The 18,654-nt window shown below is 72.1% G+C and carries 16 protein-coding genes; 2 read left to right on the top strand and 14 right to left on the bottom strand.

Features of this window, described 5'->3' with window-relative positions:
- The first annotated feature begins 434 nt into the window (after positions 1 to 434).
- Positions 435 to 977 (top strand): hypothetical protein, encoded by a 543-nt coding sequence (locus ACIP67_RS12085; RefSeq protein ID WP_401690941.1) that lies wholly within the window; start codon positions 435 to 437, stop codon positions 975 to 977.
- Between the two features lie 132 nt (positions 978 to 1,109).
- On the opposite strand, the gene ACIP67_RS12080 is transcribed toward ACIP67_RS12085, so the two are convergent.
- The 14 genes from ACIP67_RS12080 to pyrR form a co-directional block, all read right to left on the bottom strand.
- Positions 1,110 to 3,278 (bottom strand): primosomal protein N', encoded by a 2,169-nt coding sequence (locus ACIP67_RS12080; protein WP_401690939.1) that lies wholly within the window; start codon positions 3,276 to 3,278, stop codon positions 1,110 to 1,112.
- Between the two features lie 148 nt (positions 3,279 to 3,426).
- Entirely contained in the window at positions 3,427 to 4,635 is a 1,209-nt protein-coding gene (gene metK / locus ACIP67_RS12075; protein WP_389519561.1) for a methionine adenosyltransferase, read from the bottom strand.
- A gap of 239 nt (positions 4,636 to 4,874) precedes the next feature.
- Entirely contained in the window at positions 4,875 to 6,077 is a 1,203-nt protein-coding gene (coaBC, locus tag ACIP67_RS12070) for a bifunctional phosphopantothenoylcysteine decarboxylase/phosphopantothenate--cysteine ligase CoaBC (RefSeq protein WP_401690937.1), read from the bottom strand.
- A gap of 121 nt (positions 6,078 to 6,198) precedes the next feature.
- A complete protein-coding gene (gene rpoZ / locus ACIP67_RS12065; RefSeq protein ID WP_003977348.1) occupies positions 6,199 to 6,471 on the bottom strand; it encodes a DNA-directed RNA polymerase subunit omega in 273 nt (90 codons plus the stop codon).
- 51 nt (positions 6,472 to 6,522) lie between these two features.
- On the bottom strand, positions 6,523 to 7,116 hold the full coding sequence (gene gmk, locus ACIP67_RS12060; RefSeq protein WP_401690935.1) for a guanylate kinase: 594 nt from the start codon (positions 7,114 to 7,116) through the stop codon (positions 6,523 to 6,525).
- Between the two features lie 60 nt (positions 7,117 to 7,176).
- Positions 7,177 to 7,500 carry an integration host factor gene (locus tag ACIP67_RS12055; RefSeq protein ID WP_130444535.1) on the bottom strand — a complete coding sequence of 108 codons (324 nt, stop codon included), beginning with the start codon at positions 7,498 to 7,500 and terminating at the stop codon, positions 7,177 to 7,179.
- Between the two features lie 278 nt (positions 7,501 to 7,778).
- Positions 7,779 to 8,621, bottom strand: coding sequence for an orotidine-5'-phosphate decarboxylase (pyrF, locus tag ACIP67_RS12050; protein ID WP_401690934.1), 843 nt, complete (start codon positions 8,619 to 8,621; stop codon positions 7,779 to 7,781).
- Complete coding sequence (locus ACIP67_RS12045; RefSeq protein ID WP_401691001.1) at positions 8,618 to 9,724, bottom strand: quinone-dependent dihydroorotate dehydrogenase; 1,107 nt, start codon at positions 9,722 to 9,724, stop codon at positions 8,618 to 8,620. Before ACIP67_RS12045 ends, pyrF begins: the two co-directional genes overlap by 4 nt.
- A gap of 87 nt (positions 9,725 to 9,811) precedes the next feature.
- Complete coding sequence (gene carB / locus ACIP67_RS12040) at positions 9,812 to 13,120, bottom strand: carbamoyl-phosphate synthase large subunit (protein ID WP_401690932.1); 3,309 nt, start codon at positions 13,118 to 13,120, stop codon at positions 9,812 to 9,814.
- Complete coding sequence (carA, locus tag ACIP67_RS12035; RefSeq protein WP_401690930.1) at positions 13,113 to 14,255, bottom strand: glutamine-hydrolyzing carbamoyl-phosphate synthase small subunit; 1,143 nt, start codon at positions 14,253 to 14,255, stop codon at positions 13,113 to 13,115. The genes carB and carA overlap by 8 nt, the downstream gene beginning before the upstream one ends.
- Positions 14,252 to 14,884 carry a hypothetical protein gene (locus ACIP67_RS12030; protein WP_401690928.1) on the bottom strand — a complete coding sequence of 211 codons (633 nt, stop codon included), beginning with the start codon at positions 14,882 to 14,884 and terminating at the stop codon, positions 14,252 to 14,254. Before ACIP67_RS12030 ends, carA begins: the two co-directional genes overlap by 4 nt.
- Complete coding sequence (locus ACIP67_RS12025) at positions 14,881 to 16,167, bottom strand: dihydroorotase (RefSeq protein WP_401690927.1); 1,287 nt, start codon at positions 16,165 to 16,167, stop codon at positions 14,881 to 14,883. Before ACIP67_RS12025 ends, ACIP67_RS12030 begins: the two co-directional genes overlap by 4 nt.
- A gap of 6 nt (positions 16,168 to 16,173) precedes the next feature.
- Entirely contained in the window at positions 16,174 to 17,163 is a 990-nt protein-coding gene (locus ACIP67_RS12020; RefSeq protein ID WP_401690925.1) for an aspartate carbamoyltransferase catalytic subunit, read from the bottom strand.
- Between the two features lie 82 nt (positions 17,164 to 17,245).
- On the bottom strand, positions 17,246 to 17,839 hold the full coding sequence (gene pyrR, locus ACIP67_RS12015) for a bifunctional pyr operon transcriptional regulator/uracil phosphoribosyltransferase PyrR (protein ID WP_401690924.1): 594 nt from the start codon (positions 17,837 to 17,839) through the stop codon (positions 17,246 to 17,248).
- Positions 17,840 to 18,090: 251 nt separating this feature from the next.
- Here pyrR and bldD point away from each other — a divergent pair, with 251 nt between their 5' ends.
- Positions 18,091 to 18,591 carry a transcriptional regulator BldD gene (gene bldD / locus ACIP67_RS12010; protein ID WP_385067049.1) on the top strand — a complete coding sequence of 167 codons (501 nt, stop codon included), beginning with the start codon at positions 18,091 to 18,093 and terminating at the stop codon, positions 18,589 to 18,591.
- Positions 18,592 to 18,654: the final 63 nt, after the last annotated feature.

The following is an 18,654-nucleotide window of genomic DNA, read 5'->3' as shown; positions in this document are numbered from 1 at the left end:
CCGAACGCCGCAGGACGGCAGGCCGATCCGGCACGGGACGGCGGACCGATCCGGCCCGGGACGGCGGACCGACCCGGCGCAGGCCGAGGACCGATCGCCACGGAACGGGGACCGGTCGGCGTGGGACGGCGGGCCCAACGCCGCAGGACGGCGGGCCGAACGCCGCAGGACGGCAGGCCGATCCGGCACGGGACGGCGGACCGATCCGGCCCGGGACGGCGGACCGACCCGGCGCAGGCCGAGGACCGATCGGCGCAGGCCGAGGGCCGCACAGCGCGGGCCCCGCGACGGGGGCGTACGCATATGCCCATACGCCCCCACACCGTGACCAGCGGAGCGAACCCGCGTTGGTCAAGAAAGAGTTGACCACACCGGACCGCTCTCCGCGGCGGCCCGCCCCATATCTCCGCAACGCCGGTTCGAGAGGCTTGTTCATGGCCGACCACGCAACCCACGACGCCCAGGCCCGGGCCAGCCTGCACTTGTTGGTGCGGGACATCGAGCGGGTCCGCCGGCAGGTGGACGCGCTGCGCACCCTGACCGCGCAGCTGGGCAACGTCTACCGCCCGCGCCGCTCCGGCCCGTCCACGGGCTTCGTCGTCTACGGACGCGCCCCCGCCCCCACCGTCCGCCTCGCGCAGGAGCTGCGGGACAGCGTCGAGACCCTGGTCACCGCGGCGGTCGACTTCGACCGCTCGCTCGGCTTCTCGTGGGACGCGGTGGGTTCCGCGCTCGGCGTCACCAAGCAGGCCGTCCACCGCCGTTACGGCTCCCGCCGCGCCACCGCCCAGGCCACCCCGGAGTCCGACCGCGCGACGGAGCCCTCGGGAACCCGTACGGTCAACGTGGGCACCGGCATCCCGGCGGTCCCGACGGTCCCCGCGGCCCGTTCGATGCCGACCCAGCCGACGGCCGGCAGCCCCGCCCTGCGCGACGAGGCCAGACCGACGGCCTTCCCCGGCCCGCGCAACGGCTGACGCACCCGCGTCCCCGCTGCCCTCTCGGCGCCCGCTCCCGAGGGGGCAGTGGCACACCCGGGCGCGCCCCGGGGAAACAGCGGCACCCCATCGAGCGCCACCGACGACGAGCCCGGTCCCCCGTCCGTGCCGTCACCCGATGTCGGGCGGGTCGATCCGCACCCACACCGCCGACGACGCGCCTCCCCCGTTCCCTCCCCGGGCCATCCGGGCCGCCTGCGCGGTCTTCAGCGCGGAGGCCAGCGCGGACCCCCGCCCCGGCGGCACCCGGACCAGCGCCCTCTCCCACTGCTCCCCGGGCGGCGGCGCCCCCGGCCGCCGCGCCCGCCCCGCAGGGGGGACCGGCAGCGGCACGGGCCCCAGCACCTCAGCCTCCCGGGGCAGTTCCACGGCCCCCAGGAACGCGGCCACCGCCTCCCCCGTGCCCGCCACCGCCGCCATCCGGGACACCGGCGGGAACCCCAGTTCGGCCCGCTCGGCGAGTTCCCGCACCGCGTGCCCGACCGGGTCCCAGCGCACCAGCGCCTGCACCGGCCGCAGGGTCGGTTCGGCGACGACGACCACGGTGCCGCCGTCCCCCTGCGGCCGGACCAGAGAGGCGGCCGCGATCCACCGCCGCAGGGCGTCCTCCCCGGCCCTCAGGTCGGGCCGCCCGAGCATGGCCCAGCCGTCCAGCAGCAGGGCCGCCGCGTAGCCGCCCTCGGCGACGGGCTCGGCGCCCGGAGTGCTGACGACGAGCGCGGGCGTCCCCGGCACGGTGTCCAGCACCTGCTCACGCCCGGACGTGCGCACGGGGACGGCGGGGAACGCCCGCCCCAGTTCCTCGGCGGTCCGCCGCGCCCCGACGACCTGCGCCCGCAGCCGGAAGCCGCCGCACTCGGGGCAGTGCCAGGCGCTCTCCTCCCGCCCGCACCACCCGCACGACAGCTCGCCGCCGTCGCGCGCCTCCAGCGGCCCGGAGCAGTGCCGGCACCGCGCCGGCGCCCGGCAGGCGGCGCACGCCATCCGCGGCACGTACCCCCGCCGCGGCACCTGGACGAGCACCGGCCCGTGCCGCAGCCCCTCCCGGACGGCCTGCCAGGCGAGCGTCGGCAACCGGGCCGCCCGGGCGGCCTCGTCCCGCGCGAGGTCCTGATCCCCCACGGTCCGCACGAGCGGCGCCGCGTGCCGCACCTGCTCCCGCGCGGCGACCAGCGGCCGCGCCCACCCGGTCTCGACGAGCTGCGCACCCTCGACGGTGCAGCTCCACCCCCCCATCAGGAAGGCGCACCCGTCCTGAGCGGCCCGCAGCAGCAGCACGTCCCGCGCGTGCGGCTGCGGCGCGTGCTGCTCGCTGTGGCTGTCGTCGCCGTCGTCCCAGATCACCAGCAGCCCGAGGTCGCGCACCGGGGCGAACATCGCGGCCCGCGTCCCGACGACCGCCCGGACCGCACCCCGTCGCACGGCGAGCCACTGCCCGTACCGCTTCTCCGGCCCGGCGTCGGCGGTGAGGAGCGCGTGCCGCCCCTCCCCCAGCACCCCGGTCAGCGCCGCGTCCACGCGGGCGGCGGCCCGCCCGTCCGGTACGACGACGAGGGCGCCGCGTCCGGAGGCCAGCGTCGCGGCGACGGCCCGCGCCACCTCCTCGCTCCACCCGGGCCCCGGCAGCGCGTTCCACACGGCCCGCGGGGACGCCCCGGACGCCAGCGCCGCCAGAAAGGCCCCCCCGTGTTCGTAGCGGGCCCAGGACCCGGTCTCCGGCGCCGACGGCGGGGGCAGCGGCGCGGGCGAGGGCCGCTGCTCCGCCCGGGCGCTGCGCGGCGGCACGGCCAGTTGCAGCACGTCCGCCAGGCTCCCCGCGTACCGGTCGGCGACGGCCCGCGCCAGCCCGAGCAGCTCCGTGCTCAGGACACGCTCCGGCGACACCACCTGGGCGAGGGCGGCCAGCGGCCCCGCGTAGTCCGACTCGGCGAGCCGCTCGACCAGGAAGCCGTCGACGAGCCCGCCGCCCTCACGCCGTCCCTCACGCACCCGCCCGCGCCCGGCGCCGAACCGGACCCGCACGCGCACACCGGGCTGGGCGTCGGCGTCCAGCTCGGCCGGCACCGCGTAGTCGAAGTACCGGTCGAGGTGCAGCACCCCCTTGTCGACGAGCACCCGGGCGACCGGCAGCTCCTCGGCCAGGGCAGCCCCCCGCCACGTCCGCGGCTTCGCCCGCGGCACCTTGGCCCGGCGCACGCTCTCCCGGATCAGCGCGAGCTGCTCCGGCGGCGCCCCGTCGCCACCGGCGCCGCCTTCCCCGTGCCCGTTCTCGCTGCTCACGCTTGCATTCTTACCAAACCCCTCCGACAACGGCCCCCAGCACAGCCCACCCGCGCACGGCCTCCCGGGACACCGCCCCGCACGCGAAAGGCCCGGCGCCCCCGAAGGGACACCGGGCCTCGCTCACCGCAGGGCGTGGTCGCCGGTCCTACAGGCCCGCCGCCTCGCGCAGCGCCTCCACCCGGTCCGTGCGCTCCCACGTGAAGTCGGGCAGCTCACGGCCGAAGTGGCCGTAGGCGGCCGTCTGGGCGTAGATCGGGCGGAGCAGGTCGAGGTCGCGGATGATCGCGGCCGGGCGGAGGTCGAAGACCTCGTCGATGGCCTTCTCGATCTTCTCCGGGTCGACCTTGTGCGTGCCGAAGGTCTCGACGAACAGACCGACCGGCTCGGCCTTGCCGATCGCGTAGGCGACCTGGACCTCGCAGCGCGCGGCCAGGCCGGCGGCGACGACGTTCTTCGCGACCCAGCGCATCGCGTACGCCGCGGAGCGGTCGACCTTGGACGGGTCCTTGCCGGAGAAGGCGCCGCCGCCGTGGCGGGCGAAGCCGCCGTACGTGTCGATGATGATCTTGCGGCCGGTGAGGCCGGCGTCGCCCATGGGGCCGCCGATCTCGAAGCGGCCGGTGGGGTTCACCAGCAGGCGGTAGTTCTCGGTGTCGATCTTGATGCCCTCGTCGAGGAGCGCCTTCAGCTCCGGCTCGACGACGAACTCGCGGATGTCGGGAGCGAGCAGGGACTCCAGGTCGATGTCGGACGCGTGCTGCGAGGAGACGACGACGGTGTCGAGGCGGACCGCCTTGTCGCCGTCGTACTCGATGGTGACCTGGGTCTTGCCGTCGGGGCGCAGGTAGGGGATGGTCCCGTTCTTGCGGACGTCCGAGAGCCGCTTGGACAGGCGGTGGGCCAGGAAGATCGGCAGCGGCATCAGCGTCGGCGTCTCGTCGGACGCGTAGCCGAACATCAGGCCCTGGTCGCCGGCGCCCTGCCGGTCCAGTTCGTCGTCGTCGCCCTCGACCCGGGTCTCGTACGCCGTGTCGACACCCTGGGCGATGTCCGGGGACTGCGCGCCGATCGACACCGAGACACCGCAGGAGGCGCCGTCGAAGCCCTTCTTGGAGGAGTCGTAGCCGATCTCGAGGATCTTGTCCCGGACGAGCTGCGGGATCGGCGCGTACGCCTGGGTGGTGACCTCGCCGGCCACGTGCACCAGACCGGTCGTGATCAGCGTCTCGACGGCGACCCGGGACGTGGGGTCCTCGCGGAGCAACGCGTCGAGGATGGTGTCGCTGATCTGGTCAGCGATCTTGTCGGGGTGACCCTCGGTCACGGACTCCGAGGTGAACAGGCGACGGGACACAACGCTCCCTGGGGTTGCAGCGGCTGCTGGCTGATCATGGGCGGACGCGACGGGAGCTGCGCCCGGCGTCGTCCGAGAACAGTTTATCGGTCGCGCTTCGCCACCGGCCCACCCGTCTCGCCTCTCGGGAGCGCTGTGACCTGCGGCACTGGCATTCTGCCGAATGCCCGGCACTGTTGGCCAGGTCAGCCACGCCCGGTTGAGCGAGCCGTAACGGAACGGCGAAGCGCATCAAACAGTCAGCCCAGGCGTCGCGCCACCAGGTCCCACACGGTTTCGGCCAAGGCCTCCTTGGGGCCGTGGGGTACGGCGGTCTCGCTGCCGTCGGCGCCCAGGACGACGGCCTCGTTGTCCTCGGAGCCGAAGGTCTTGAGCTCCCCCACCTCATTGACCACCAGCAGGTCACAGCCCTTGCGTCGGAGCTTCGCGCGGCCGTTGGCCAGCACGTCGTCCGTCTCCGCGGCGAAGCCGACGACGACTTGACCCGGATGGGTGCGTCCGGTCGAGACCTCCGCGAGGATGTCCGGATTACGCACGAGGACCAGGGGTTCCGGTTCCCGGCCGTCCTGCTTCTTGATCTTGCCGGCCGCGTACGCCGCCGGGCGGAAGTCGGCGACGGCGGCGGCCATGACGACCGCGTCGGCGTCGGCGGCCGCCTTCAGGACCGCCTCGCGCATCTGCACGGCCGTACCGACCTGGACGACGTCCACGCCGGCGGGGTCGGGCAGGCCGGTGTTGGCGGCGACCAGCGTGACCCGGGCCCCGCGGGCGGCGGCGGTCCGGGCGAGGGCGTAGCCCTGCTTGCCGGAGGAGCGGTTGCCGAGGAAGCGGACGGGGTCGAGGGGCTCGCGGGTCCCGCCGGCACTGACGACGACGTGCCGGCCGGCGAGGTCGGGCTCCCGCACCCCCCTGGCCAGCACGCGGCGGCACACCTCGAAGATCTCGGCCGGGTCGGGCAGCCGTCCCTTGCCGGTGTCGACGCCGGTGAGGCGGCCCACGGCCGGCTCGATGACGACCGCGCCGCGGCGGCGCAGCGTCGCCACGTTCTCCTGGGTGGCCGGGTGCTCCCACATCTCGGTGTGCATGGCGGGGGCGAAGACGACCGGGCAGCGGGCGGTGAGCAGGGTGTTCGTCAGCAGGTCGTCCGCCAGGCCGTGGGCGGCCTTCGCGAGCATGTCCGCGGTGGCGGGGGCGACGACCACCAGGTCGGCGCGCTGGCCGATCCGGACGTGGGGGACCTCGTGGACGTCGTCCCAGACCTCGGTGGAGACCGGGTTCCCGGAGAGCGCGGACCAGGTCGCGGCGCCGACGAAGTGCAGGGCGGAGGCGGTGGGGACGACCCGTACGTCATGGCCGGACTCCGTCAGCCTGCGCAGCAGCTCGCACGCCTTGTAGGCGGCGATGCCACCACTGACTCCCAGAACGACCTTCGGCTTGTCCACCGTCTCTCCCCGGACCTCGGATGGGGCACGCCGCGGCTCCGGCGTACCGGTTCATCACACACCACAGGCCCGACAGTCGCGCTGCCGGGCCTGTGGAACAACCAACTGCGAGCTGGAAGGACTACTGGGCCGGGCCCTCGATGGCCTCGGACGTCAGCAGCCCCGCGTTGATCTCGCGGAGGGCGATCGAGAGCGGCTTCTCGTGGACGTGGGTGTCGACGAGCGGACCGACGTACTCGAGGAGGCCCTCGCCGAGCTGCGAGTAGTACGCGTTGATCTGGCGGGCCCGCTTGGCCGCGTAGATCACGAGGCTGTACTTCGAGTCGGTGGCCTCGAGGAGCTCGTCGATCGGCGGGTTGATGATGCCCTCGGGCGCGGAGATGGAAGAGGACACGCTCTACCTTCCGATGGATGGAAAAGGATCAGTCTGAAGGATCAGGCTCGATCACACAACGTCTGTCAAGGCTAGCAGCTCACGCGCCACGTCCTCGACGGAGGTGTTGACCAGGGTCTCGTCGAACTCCGGCTCCGCCGCCAGCTCGACCTTCGCCGCCTCCAGACGGCGCTCGATCACCTCGGGCGGCTCGGTGCCCCGCCCGGTGAGCCTGCGCACCAGCTCCTCCCAGGAGGGCGGAGCCAGGAACACCAGCTGGGCCTCCGGCATGGACTCGCGGACCTGCCGGGCGCCCTGGAGGTCGATCTCCAGCAGGACGGGCTCGCCGGCCTCCAGACGCTCCAGCACGGCGGCTCGCGGAGTGCCGTAGCGGTTGCCGGCGAACTCGGCCCACTCCAGCAGCTCACCGTTGGCGATCAGCTTGTCCATCTCGTCGTCGGCGACGAAGAAGTAGTGGACACCGTGCTTCTCTCCGGGGCGGGGCTTGCGGGTCGTCGCCGACACCGAGAGCCAGACCTCGGGGTGTTCCTTGCGCATATGGGCGACGACCGTGCTCTTGCCGACCCCGGAGGGGCCGGAGAGCACGGTCAGCCGCGGACGTGCGTCCGGGGGTTCGGGGGTCGCCCCCCGGAGTGTTACAGCCATGCAGCGATTATTCCAGTTGTCCCGCGGTGCCCGGGACCCGCTGCCCGGAGCACCTCGGACTCACTTGGCGGTCTCGCCGAACTCACGCTCCAGAGACGCGATCTGGTTGGAGCCGAGGCCGCGCACCCGGCGGCTCTCGGAGATGCCGAGTCGCTCCATGATCTGCTTGGCGCGGACCTTGCCCACGCCCGGCAGGGACTCGAGCAGGGCGGAGACCTTCATCTTGCCGATGACGTCGTTCTCCTGGCCCTGCTTGATGACCTCGTGAAGGGAGGCGCCGGAGTGCTTCAGTCGATTCTTGACCTCGGCCCGCTCCCGGCGAGCCGCGGCGGCCTTTTCGAGCGCGGCTGCGCGCTGTTCGGGGGTAAGGGGCGGAAGAGCCACGCCTACGTCACCTCGGATGTCGAACTGTCGGATACGGACCGGTGAGGAACCTAGTCGCCCCACACCTGGGGAGCCACGAGCAACACGCTTGCCCGTTCACTCTCCGTCGGAGACTAGCGGCCAACTCCGCCAGAGTCAGCGAGAACAGAGGAAAAGTCCTGGTCAGCCTCCGTCAGGCCGGACATTGAGGACATAATGCCCCGGATTTGAGAATGTATCCAGACTCAGAACCGGCCCCGGCCGCCCGGCCGAATCCCCGGTCGGGCGGCCGTCGGCGATCAGACGGCCGCCAGGGCGGTCCTGACCTCGTCGGCGAACCGGTCCGCGGCGTCACGCAGAGCGACCGCGTCGGGACCGTGGCGCAACACTCCGCGGCTCACGTTCGGCACCACATTGCGCACCGCTGCCCCGAAGACCCGGGGCAGATCCGCCGCGGTCGCCCCCTGCGCCCCGATGCCGGGCGCGAGGAGCGGGCCGTTGACGGCGAGGTCGTACGAGGACAGGTCACCGACCGTGGCGCCGACGACCGCCCCGAAGGAGCCGAGCGGCTCCTCCCCCTCGTTCTCGGCGGCCAGGTGCCCCAGCATCGTCGCGCCGACACTGCGGCCGTCCGCGCGCACCGCGTGCTGGACCTCGCCGCCCTCGGGGTTCGACGTCAGCGCCAGCACGAACAGACCGGTGCCGCTCTCGCGCGCGAGGGCGACGGCGGGGCTCAGGGAGCCGTAGCCGAGGTAGGGCGAGACGGTGAGGGCGTCGGAGAACAGCGGGGCGCCCTCGCGCAGGTAGGCCTCGGCGTACCCGGCCATGGTCGAGCCGATGTCGCCGCGCTTGGCGTCCATCACGACCAGGGTCCCGGCCGAGCGCGCCTCCTGGACGACCCGCTCCAGGACGGCGACGCCGCGCGAGCCGAAGCGTTCGAAGAAGGCGCTCTGCGGCTTCATGACGGCGACCCGGTCGGCCAGCGCCTCGACGACGGTGCGGCCGAACCGCTCCAGCCCGGCGACGTCGTCACCGAGCCCCCACTCGGCGAGCAGGGACGCGTGCGGGTCGATCCCGACGCAGAGCGGTCCGCGCTCGTCCATGGCCCGGCGCAGGCGCGCGCCGAAGGGTTCCAGGGTCATCGCGTGCTCCTCACGTCGGCGCCGACCGCGTCGGCCAGCGTGGCGTACGGGCTCTGGCGCAGCCGTGCCGCGAGCCCCTGGTGGACGGCGCGGCCCCAGAAGGGCCCCTCATAGATGAAGGCGCTGTAGCCCTGGACGAGGGTGGCGCCGGCGAGGATGCGCTGCCAGGCGTCCTCGGCGTTCTCGACGCCGCCGACGCCCACCAGGGTGACGCGGTCGCCCACGCGCGCGTAGAGGCGGCGCAGCACCTCCAGGGAGCGCGTCTTGAGCGGGGCGCCGGACAGCCCGCCCGTCTCCTTCACCAGCGAGGGGTCGGACGTCAGACCGAGCCCGTCCCGCGCGATGGTGGTGTTCGTGGCGATGATCCCGTCCAGGCCGAGTTCGACGGCCAGGTCGGCGACCGCGTCCACGTCCTCGTCGGCGAGGTCCGGCGCGATCTTCACCAGCAGCGGGACCCGGCGGTTGACGACCGTGCGGTCGGCGGCCTCGCGGACGGCGCCGAGCAGGGGCCGCAGCGCCTCGGTCGCCTGGAGATTGCGCAGACCGGGTGTGTTCGGCGAGGAGACGTTCACGACCAGGTAGTCGGCGTACGGCGCGAGCCGCTCGGTCGACTTCACGTAGTCGGCGACGGCCTCGGCCTCCGGGACGGCCTTGGTCTTGCCGATGTTGACGCCGACGACGGTCTTGAAGACGGGCTCGCGGGACGCCAGGCGGGCGGCGACGGCCAGCGAGCCCTCGTTGTTGAAGCCCATGCGGTTGATCAGCGCCCGGTCGTCGACGAGGCGGAATAGCCGCTTCTTGGGGTTGCCCGGCTGCGCCTCCCCCGTCACCGTGCCGATCTCGACGTGGTCGAAGCCCAGCATGGACATCCCGTCGATCGCGACGGCGTTCTTGTCGAAGCCGGCGGCGAGCCCGAAGGGGCCGTGCATGCGCAGCCCGAAGGCCTCGGTGCGCAGTTCCCGGTGGCGCGGGGCCAGCACGGCGGCGGCGAAGACGCGCAGCACGGGGACGCGGACGGCCAGGCGGATCCAGCGGAAGGCCAGGTGATGGGCCTTCTCCGGGTCCATCCGCCGGAAGACCAGGTGGAAGAAGAGCTTGTACATCTGAGAAGTCCTAAGGGTCTTCACGAGGACACCGGTCCTCATGAAGAGGGGGACACCGTTTCCGGTGTCCCCCTCGTCGGCTGCTGGCTAGTCGCGGGCCGCGGTCAGGTGTTCCGCGTGTTCCTGGAGCGAGCGGACGCCCACGTCACCGTGGTTGAGGGCGTCGATGCCCTGGACGGCGGCGGCGAGCGCCTGGACCGTCGTCAGGCAGGGCACGGACCGTGCCACGGCCGCCGTGCGGATCTCGTAGCCGTCGAGGCGGCCGCCGGTGCCGTACGGGGTGTTGACGATGAGGTCGACCTCGCCGTCGTGGATCAGCTGGACGATGGTCTTCTCGCCGTTCGGGCCGGTGCCCTCGGACTGCTTGCGCACGACCGTGGCGTTGATGCCGTTGCGGCGCAGGACCTCGGCGGTGCCGGAGGTGGCGAGCAGCTCGAAGCCGTGGCCGACGAGCTCGCGCGCCGGGAAGATCATCGAGCGCTTGTCGCGGTTGGCGACCGAGATGAACGCGCGGCCCTTGGTGGGCAGCGGGCCGTAGGCGCCCGCCTGCGACTTGGCGTACGCCGTGCCGAAGACGGAGTCGATGCCCATGACCTCGCCGGTGGAGCGCATCTCCGGGCCGAGCACGGTGTCGACGCCGCGTCCGGAGGTGTCCCGGAAGCGGCTCCAGGGCATCACGGCCTCCTTCACCGAGATCGGCGCGTCCAGCGGCAGTTCGCCGCCGTCGCCGTTGGCCGGGAGCAGGCCCTCGCTCCGCAGCTCGGCGACGGTCGCGCCGAGCGAGATGCGGGCGGCGGCCTTCGCCAGCGGCACCGCCGTCGCCTTCGAGGTGAAGGGCACCGTGCGGGACGCGCGCGGGTTGGCCTCCAGGACGTAGAGGATGTCGCCGGCCATCGCGAACTGGATGTTGATCAGGCCGCGGACGCCGACGCCCTTGGCGATGGCCTCCGTGGAGGCGCGCAGCCGCTTGATGTCGAAGCCGCCGAGGGTGATCGGGGGCAGGGCGCACGCCGAGTCGCCGGAGTGGATGCCGGCCTCCTCGATGTGCTCCATGACACCGCCGAGGTACAGCTCCTCGCCGTCGTAGAGGGCGTCGACGTCGATCTCGATGGCGTCGTCGAGGAAGCGGTCGACGAGGACCGGCCGGGTGGGGCTGATCTCGGTCGACTCGGCGATGTAGGCGGACAGCCGGGTCTCGTCGTAGACGATCTCCATGCCGCGGCCGCCGAGGACGTACGACGGCCGGACGAGGACCGGGTAGCCGATCTCGTCGGCGATGGCCTTGGCCTCGGTGAAGGTGGTGGCCGTGCCGTGCTTCGGGGCGGGCAGGCCCGCCTCGGCGAGCACCCGCCCGAAGGCGCCCCGGTCCTCGGCCGCGTGGATCGCCTCGGGCGGGGTGCCGACGATCGGCACGCCGTTGTCCTTCAGCGCCTGCGCCAGGCCCAGCGGGGTCTGGCCGCCGAGCTGGACGACGACGCCCGCGATCGGGCCGGCCTGGGCCTCCGCGTGGACGATCTCCAGCACGTCCTCGAGCGTCAGCGGCTCGAAGTACAGGCGGTCGGAGGTGTCGTAGTCCGTGGAGACGGTCTCCGGGTTGCAGTTGACCATCACGGTCTCGTACCCGGCGTCGGACAGCGCGAAGGAGGCGTGGACGCACGAGTAGTCGAACTCGATGCCCTGGCCGATGCGGTTGGGGCCGGAGCCCAGGATGATGACGGCCGGCTTCTCGCGCGGCGCGACCTCGCTCTCCTCGTCGTAGGAGGAGTAGAAGTACGGCGTCTTCGCGGCGAACTCGGCGGCGCAGGTGTCGACCGTCTTGTAGACCGGCCGGATGCCCAGCGCGTGCCGCACCTCGCGCACGACGTCCTCGCGCAGCCCGCGGATCTCGGCGATCTGCTGGTCGGAGAAGCCGTGCCGCTTGGCCTCGGCGAGCAGCTCGGAGGTGAGCTCCGGCGCCTCCCCGAGGTCGTCCGCGATCTCCTTGATCAGGAACAGCTGGTCGACGAACCAGGGGTCGATCTTCGTGTACTCGAAGACCTCCTCGGGGGTGGCGCCCGCGCGGATCGCCTGCATGACGGTGTTGATCCGGCCGTCGGTGGGACGCACGGCCTCGCGCAGCAGCTCCTCCTTGTCACCGGTCTCGCCGACGAAGGTGAACTGGCTGCCCTTCTTCTCCAGCGAGCGCAGCGCCTTCTGGAAGGCCTCGGTGAAGTTGCGGCCGATGGCCATGGCCTCGCCGACCGACTTCATGGTCGTCGTCAGCGTGGAGTCGGCGCTCGGGAACTTCTCGAAGGCGAAGCGGGGGGCCTTCACGACCACGTAGTCGAGCGTCGGCTCGAAGGAGGCCGGGGTCTCCTGCGTGATGTCGTTCGGGATCTCGTCGAGGGTGTAGCCGACGGCGAGCTTGGCCGCGATCTTGGCGATGGGGAAGCCGGTCGCCTTGGAGGCCAGCGCCGAGGAGCGGGACACGCGCGGGTTCATCTCGATGACGATCACACGACCGTCCTCGGGGTTCACCGCGAACTGGATGTTGCAGCCGCCGGTGTCGACGCCGACCTCGCGGATGACGGCGATGCCGATGTCGCGCAGGATCTGGTACTCGCGGTCGGTCAGCGTCATCGAGGGCGCGACGGTGATCGAGTCGCCGGTGTGCACGCCCATGGGGTCGAAGTTCTCGATGGAGCAGACGACCACGACGTTGTCGTGCTTGTCGCGCATCAGCTCCAGCTCGTACTCCTTCCAGCCGAGGATGGACTCCTCCAGGAGCACCTCGGTGGTCGGGGAGAGCGTGAGGCCCTGGCCGGCGATGCGGCGCAGCTCCTCCTCGTCGTGGGCGAAGCCGGAGCCGGCGCCGCCCATGGTGAAGGAGGGGCGGACGACGACCGGGTAGCCGCCGAGGGTGTCGACGCCGGCGAGGACGTCGTCCATGGAGTGGCAGATGACCGAGCGGGCGGACTCGCCGTGCCCGATCTTCTTGCGGACCTCCTCGACGACCAGCTTGAACTGGTCGCGGTCCTCGCCCTTGTGGATGGCCTCGACGTTGGCGCCGATCAGTTCCACGCCGTACTTCTCCAGGACGCCGTTCTCGTCCAGCGAGATGGCGGTGTTCAGGGCCGTCTGGCCGCCCAGCGTGGGCAGCAGGGCGTCGGGGCGCTCCTTGGCGATGATCTTCTCGACGAACTCCGGGGTGATCGGCTCGACATAGGTGGCGTCGGCGATCTCCGGGTCGGTCATGATCGTCGCCGGGTTGGAGTTGACCAGGACGACCCGGAGCCCCTCGGCGCGCAGGACGCGGCACGCCTGGGTGCCGGAGTAGTCGAACTCGGCGGCCTGGCCGATGACGATCGGGCCGGAGCCGATGACCAGGACGGACTGGATATCGGTGCGCTTAGGCACGCTGGCCCTCCATCAGGGATACGAAGCGGTCGAACAGGTAGGCGGCGTCGTGCGGACCGGCGGCCGCTTCGGGGTGGTACTGGACGGAGAAGGCCGGCTGGTCGAGCAGCTGGAGCCCCTCCACGACGTCGTCGTTGAGGCAGACGTGGGAGACCTCGGCGCGGCCGAACTTCGTCTCGCTGACCCGGTCGAGCGGCGCGTCGACGGCGAAGCCGTGGTTGTGCGCGGTGACCTCGACCTTGCCGGTGGTGCGGTCCTGGACCGGCTGGTTGATGCCGCGGTGGCCGTACTTCAGCTTGTAGGTGCCGAAGCCGAGGGCGCGGCCGAGGATCTGGTTGCCGAAGCAGATGCCGAACAGGGGCGTCCGGCGCTCCAGCACCTCGCTCATCAGCGCGACCGGTCCCTCGGCGGTGGCCGGGTCGCCGGGGCCGTTGGAGAAGAACACGCCGTCGGGGTTGACGGCGTAGACCTCGTCGGCGGAGGCCGTCGCGGGCAGCACGTGCACCTCGATGCCGCGCTCGGCCATGCGGTGCGGGGTCATGCCCTTGATGCCGAGGTCGATCGCGGCGACCGTGAAGCGCTTCTCGCCGACCGCGGGGACGACGTACGCCTCCTGGGTGGCGACCTCCTCGTAGAGGCTGGCGCCCTTCATGTGCGGCTGGGCCTGCACCCGCGCCACGAGGTCCGCGTCGGGGGCGAGGGCCTGGCCGGAGAAGATCCCGGCCCGCATGGAGCCGCGCTCGCGCAGGTGGCGGGTGAGGGCGCGGGTGTCGATGCCGGAGATGCCGACCACGTCCTGCCGGACCAGTTCGTCGTCGAGCGACCGCTGGGAGCGCCAGTTCGAGGGCACGCGCGCGGGGTCGCGCACGACGTAGCCGGAGACCCAGATGCGCCGGGACTCGTCGTCCTCGTCGTTCCAGCCGGTGTTGCCGATCTGCGGGGCGGTCGCGACCACGATCTGCCGGTCGTACGACGGGTCGGTGAGGGTCTCCTGGTAGCCGGTCATGCCGGTGGAGAACACCGCTTCGCCGAAGGTCTCCCCCACGGCCCCGTAGGCGCGGCCGCGGAAGACACGGCCGTCCTCCAGGACGAGTACGGCGGGAGCCTTGGCGGTTCCCCTGGTGGAGGTCGTCATCGCGCGCCTTCCGTTTCCGTCTGAGTTTCCGTCTTTTTGATCATTGCGTTGATGGTGTCGACCCACTCGTTGTGCTCGGCGGCGGTGTCGGAGCGGAATCCGGAGTCGATCAGTTTGCCGCCGTGCGCCCAGGTCACCACGAGCAGTCCGCCCTCGGTGAGGACCTTGCCGGCGATGCCCTTGCCGAGCACGGCCTCGCGCAGCGCACCGGCCGGGACGAAGAAGTCGGTCGCGCCGGGGCGTACGACGTCCAGTCCCGCGTCCGTCAGGGTGAGCTCCACCCGGCTGCGGGTGCCCAGGCCGTGCGCCACGATGCGGTCGAGCCACTGCCCGGCGGTGGTGGAGCCGTGGTAGCGACCGCTCATGCTCAGTCTCGCCGGGCCGGGGTCGTCCGGCATTCCAGGCAGGGGCGGCTTGCCGCCTCCGTCGAGGGTGGTGGCGGGCGACGGGCGGGTGGGCAGGGCGGGGAGGTCGCCCTGGAGCGTGCCGCGCCACTTCCAGCCCTCGCGCATCAGCCAGTACACGAGCGCGACGAACAGGGCGAGGCCGACGACCCAGCCGATCCGGGCGGCCCAGTCGGTCACTTCGGCCGATTCCTTCTCGGCCGCGAGCAGGATTACAGGTGTCACGTGAGTTTCCCGTCGACGAGCGTGGCCTTGCCCCGGAGCCACGTGTGCGTCACACGGCCCGGCAGCTCACGCCCCTCGTACGGGGTGTTCCGGCTGCGCGAGGCGAAGCCCGCGGGGTCCACCGACCCACGGTATGCCGTGTCGACGAGCGTGAGGTTGGCGGGCTCACCAGCCGAGACGGGACGCCCGTGGCCCTTCGCCTGCCCGATCCGGGCCGGCGTGGCGGACATGCGGTCGGCGACCCCGGCCCAGTCGAGGAGCCCGGTCTCCACCATCGTCTCCTGGACCACCGACAGCGCGGTCTCCAGGCCGACCATGCCCATGGCGGCCGCGGCCCACTCGCAGTCCTTGTCCTCGTGCGGGTGCGGGGCGTGGTCGGTGGCGACGATGTCGATCGTGCCGTCGGCGAGCGCCTCGCGCAGGGCGTGCACGTCGCGCTCGGTGCGCAGCGGCGGGTTGACCTTGTAGACCGGGTTGTAGGTGCGCACCAGCTCGTCGGTGAGGAGCAGGTGGTGCGGGGTGACCTCGGCGGTGACCCGGATGCCGCGGGACTTCGCCCAGCGCACGATCTCGACCGAGCCCGCGGTGGACAGGTGGCAGATGTGGACGCGGGAGCCGACGTGCTCGGCGAGCAGGACGTCCCGGGCGATGATCGATTCCTCGGCCACCGCGGGCCAGCCGCCCAGGCCCAGCTCGGAGGAGACGACGCCCTCGTTCATCTGGGCGCCCTCGGTCAGCCGGGGCTCCTGCGCGTGCTGGGCGACGACGCCGTCGAAGGCCTTCACGTACTCCAGCGCCCGCCGCATGATCACCGCGTCGTGGACGCACTTGCCGTCGTCGGAGAAGACGGTGACGCCGGCCGCCGACTCGTGCATGGCGCCCAGTTCGGCGAGCTTGCTGCCCTCCAGGCCGACGGTGACGGCGCCGATGGGCTGCACGTCGCAGTAACCGTGCTCCCGGCCGAGCCGGTAGACCTGCTCGACGACACCGGCCGTGTCGGCCACGGGGAAGGTGTTGGCCATGGCGAACACGGCCGTGTAACCGCCGGAGGCGGCCGCCCGGGTGCCGGTCAGGACGGTCTCGGAGTCCTCGCGGCCCGGCTCGCGCAGATGGGTGTGCAGGTCGACCAGGCCGGGCAGCAGCACCTTGCCGTCGGCCTCGACGACCTGGGCGCCGTCGGCGGACAGCCCGGCACCGACGGCCTCGATGATCTCTCCGTCGATCAGGACGTCCTGCGGCTCGCCACCGAGCACCTTCGCACCACGGATCAGGATCTTGCTCATGGTCGCTTACTTCTCCTCGGTGGGACCGGTGGTACGGGTGGGGCGGACGGCGGGTTCGTTCCCGCCCAGGAGCAGGTAGAGGACGGCCATGCGGACGGCCACGCCGTTGGCGACCTGCTCGACGACGGTGCAGCGGTCGGAGTCGGCGACCTCGGCGGTGATCTCCATGCCGCGGACCATCGGCCCGGGGTGCATCACGATGGCGTGCTCGGGCATCCGCGCCATCCGGTCGCCGTCGAGGCCGTAGCGGCGCGAGTACTCGCGCTCGGTCGGGAAGAACGCGGCGTTCATCCGCTCGCGCTGCACGCGCAGCATCATCACCGCGTCGGACTTGGCCAGCGTGCTGTCGAGATCGTACGAGACCGCGCAGGGCCAGGTCTCGACGCCGACCGGCACCAGGGTGGGCGGGGCGACGAGGGTGACCTCGGCGCCGAGGGTGTGCAGCAGATCGACGTTGGAGCGGGCGACCCGGCTGTGCAGGACGTCCCCGACGATGGTGATGCGCCGGCCGGACAGGTCCTGGCCGATCCCGGCGTCCCGTCCGACGAGCCGGCGGCGCATGGTGAAGGCGTCGAGCAGGGCCTGGGTGGGGTGCTGGTGGGTGCCGTCGCCGGCGTTGATGACGGCGGCGTCGATCCAGCCGGAGTTGGCCAGGCGGTAGGGGGCTCCGGAGGCGCCGTGCCGGATGACGACGGCGTCGACGCCCATCGCCTCCAGCGTCTGGGCGGTGTCCTTCAGGGACTCGCCCTTGGAGACGCTGGACCCCTTGGCGGAGAAGTTGATCACGTCCGCGGACAGCCGCTTCTCGGCTGCCTCGAAGGAGATCCGGGTGCGCGTGGAGTCCTCGAAGAAGAGGTTGACGACCGTGCGGCCGCGCAGGGTCGGCAGTTTCTTGATGGGCCGGTCGGCGACCCGGGCCATCTCCTCCGCGGTGTCGAGGACGTGGACGGCGTCGTCGCGGGTGAGGTCGGCGGCCGAGATGAGATGACGCTGCATCTGTCAGGCTCCGTAAGACTTTCGGGAGTTTTCGGGCATGCGGGTGCACAGGGGCACGCACGCGTGGGCGTACGCCGGACCGCTAGTGCTGCGCGCCCGGGGTGGCCTGCTTCGTACCGAGCAGCACGGTGTCGCGACCGTCCTCCTCGGCGAGCTGGACCTTGACCGTCTCCCGCAGCGACGTGGGGAGGTTCTTGCCGACGTAGTCGGCGCGGATGGGCAGTTCGCGGTGGCCTCTGTCGACCAGGACCGCGAGCTGCACCGCGCGCGGGCGCCCGATGTCGTTCAGGGCGTCGAGGGCGGCGCGGATGGTGCGGCCGGAGAAGAGCACGTCGTCGACGAGGACGACCAGCTTGCCGTCGAGGCCGTCACCGGGGATCTCGGTGCGGGCCAGCGCACGCGGCGGGTGCAGGCGCAGGTCGTCGCGGTACATGGTGATGTCGAGGGAGCCGACCGGGACGGCCCGGTCGGTGATCTGCTCCAGCTTGCCGGCCAGCCTGCGGGCGAGGAAGACGCCCCTGGTGGGGATGCCGAGGAGCACCACGTCGTCGGCGCCCTTGGCGCGTTCGACGATCTCGTGGGCGATGCGGGTCAGCACCCGCGCGATGTCGGGGGCCTCGAGCACGGGCCGAGCGTCGGAGCGCTGCGACTCGGGCCGGGTGTCCTGCTTGTCCATAAGAAACGGACCTCCTTCTCCGCCTCACGGGACGGACCTTAAAGGACGTCGGAATTGCGCCATCTACGGTATCAGGCCGGATCGACACCCCTGATCACCCCCCTGGCGCAACCAGCCATCGATACCACGGAAGAGTCGGGGTGGACCATTCGGCTTGACGCAGAAGAATCACGCTGCGTAACCTCACAGTGAGTTACCAACCGCGCGGCAGGGAACAACGCCGGCCGCGTCGACCCAGTGCCGGGAGCCATATGTCCAGCGAATACGCCAAACAGCTCGGGGCCAAGCTCCGGGCGATCCGCACCCAGCAGGGCCTTTCCCTCCACGGTGTCGAGGAGAAGTCCCAGGGACGCTGGAAGGCGGTCGTGGTCGGTTCGTACGAGCGCGGCGACCGTGCCGTGACCGTACAGCGTCTTGCGGAACTGGCCGACTTCTACGGCGTCCCGGTCCAGGAACTGCTGCCGGGCACGACCCCGGGCGGCGCGGCCGAGCCCCCGCCGAAGCTCGTCCTGGACCTGGAGCGGCTGGCCCACGTGCCGGTCGAGAAGGCCGGTCCCCTCCAGCGGTACGCGGCGACGATCCAGTCGCAGCGCGGTGACTACAACGGCAAGGTGCTCTCGATCCGCCAGGACGACCTGCGCACGCTCGCCGTCATCTACGACCAGTCGCCGTCGGTCCTGACCGAGCAGCTGATCAGCTGGGGCGTCCTGGACGCGGACGCGCGTCGCGCGGTCACCCACGAGGAGAACTGAGCGCCGGGCGTCTCAGCAGAAACGTGCCGCCGGGGTGGCCGGAACTTTACGGTTCCGGCCACC

It is taken from the genome of Streptomyces sp. NPDC088812 (genome assembly GCF_044750285.1).
Taxonomy (GTDB): domain Bacteria; phylum Actinomycetota; class Actinomycetes; order Streptomycetales; family Streptomycetaceae; genus Streptomyces.
The sequence above is the reverse complement of the archived record's forward strand: the minus strand, read 5'-3'. Positions and strand labels throughout refer to the sequence as shown.

Bases quoted from the DNA above. Each gene is read 5' to 3' on its own strand.
- ACIP67_RS12020 (WP_401690925.1), bottom strand. From the start codon at position 17,163: ATGCAGCGTCATCTCATCTCGGCCGCCGACCTCACCCGCGACGACGCC.
- carA (WP_401690930.1), bottom strand. From the start codon at position 14,255: ATGACGACCTCCACCAGGGGAACCGCCAAGGCTCCCGCCGTACTCGTC.
- ACIP67_RS12045 (WP_401691001.1), bottom strand. From the start codon at position 9,724: ATGTACAAGCTCTTCTTCCACCTGGTCTTCCGGCGGATGGACCCGGAG.
- pyrF (WP_401690934.1), bottom strand. From the start codon at position 8,621: ATGACCCTGGAACCCTTCGGCGCGCGCCTGCGCCGGGCCATGGACGAG.
- ACIP67_RS12085 (WP_401690941.1), top strand. From the start codon at position 435: ATGGCCGACCACGCAACCCACGACGCCCAGGCCCGGGCCAGCCTGCAC.
- ACIP67_RS12025 (WP_401690927.1), bottom strand. From the start codon at position 16,167: ATGAGCAAGATCCTGATCCGTGGTGCGAAGGTGCTCGGTGGCGAGCCG.
- pyrR (WP_401690924.1), bottom strand. From the start codon at position 17,839: ATGGACAAGCAGGACACCCGGCCCGAGTCGCAGCGCTCCGACGCTCGG.
- bldD (WP_385067049.1), top strand. From the start codon at position 18,091: ATGTCCAGCGAATACGCCAAACAGCTCGGGGCCAAGCTCCGGGCGATC.
- gmk (WP_401690935.1), bottom strand. From the start codon at position 7,116: ATGGCTGTAACACTCCGGGGGGCGACCCCCGAACCCCCGGACGCACGT.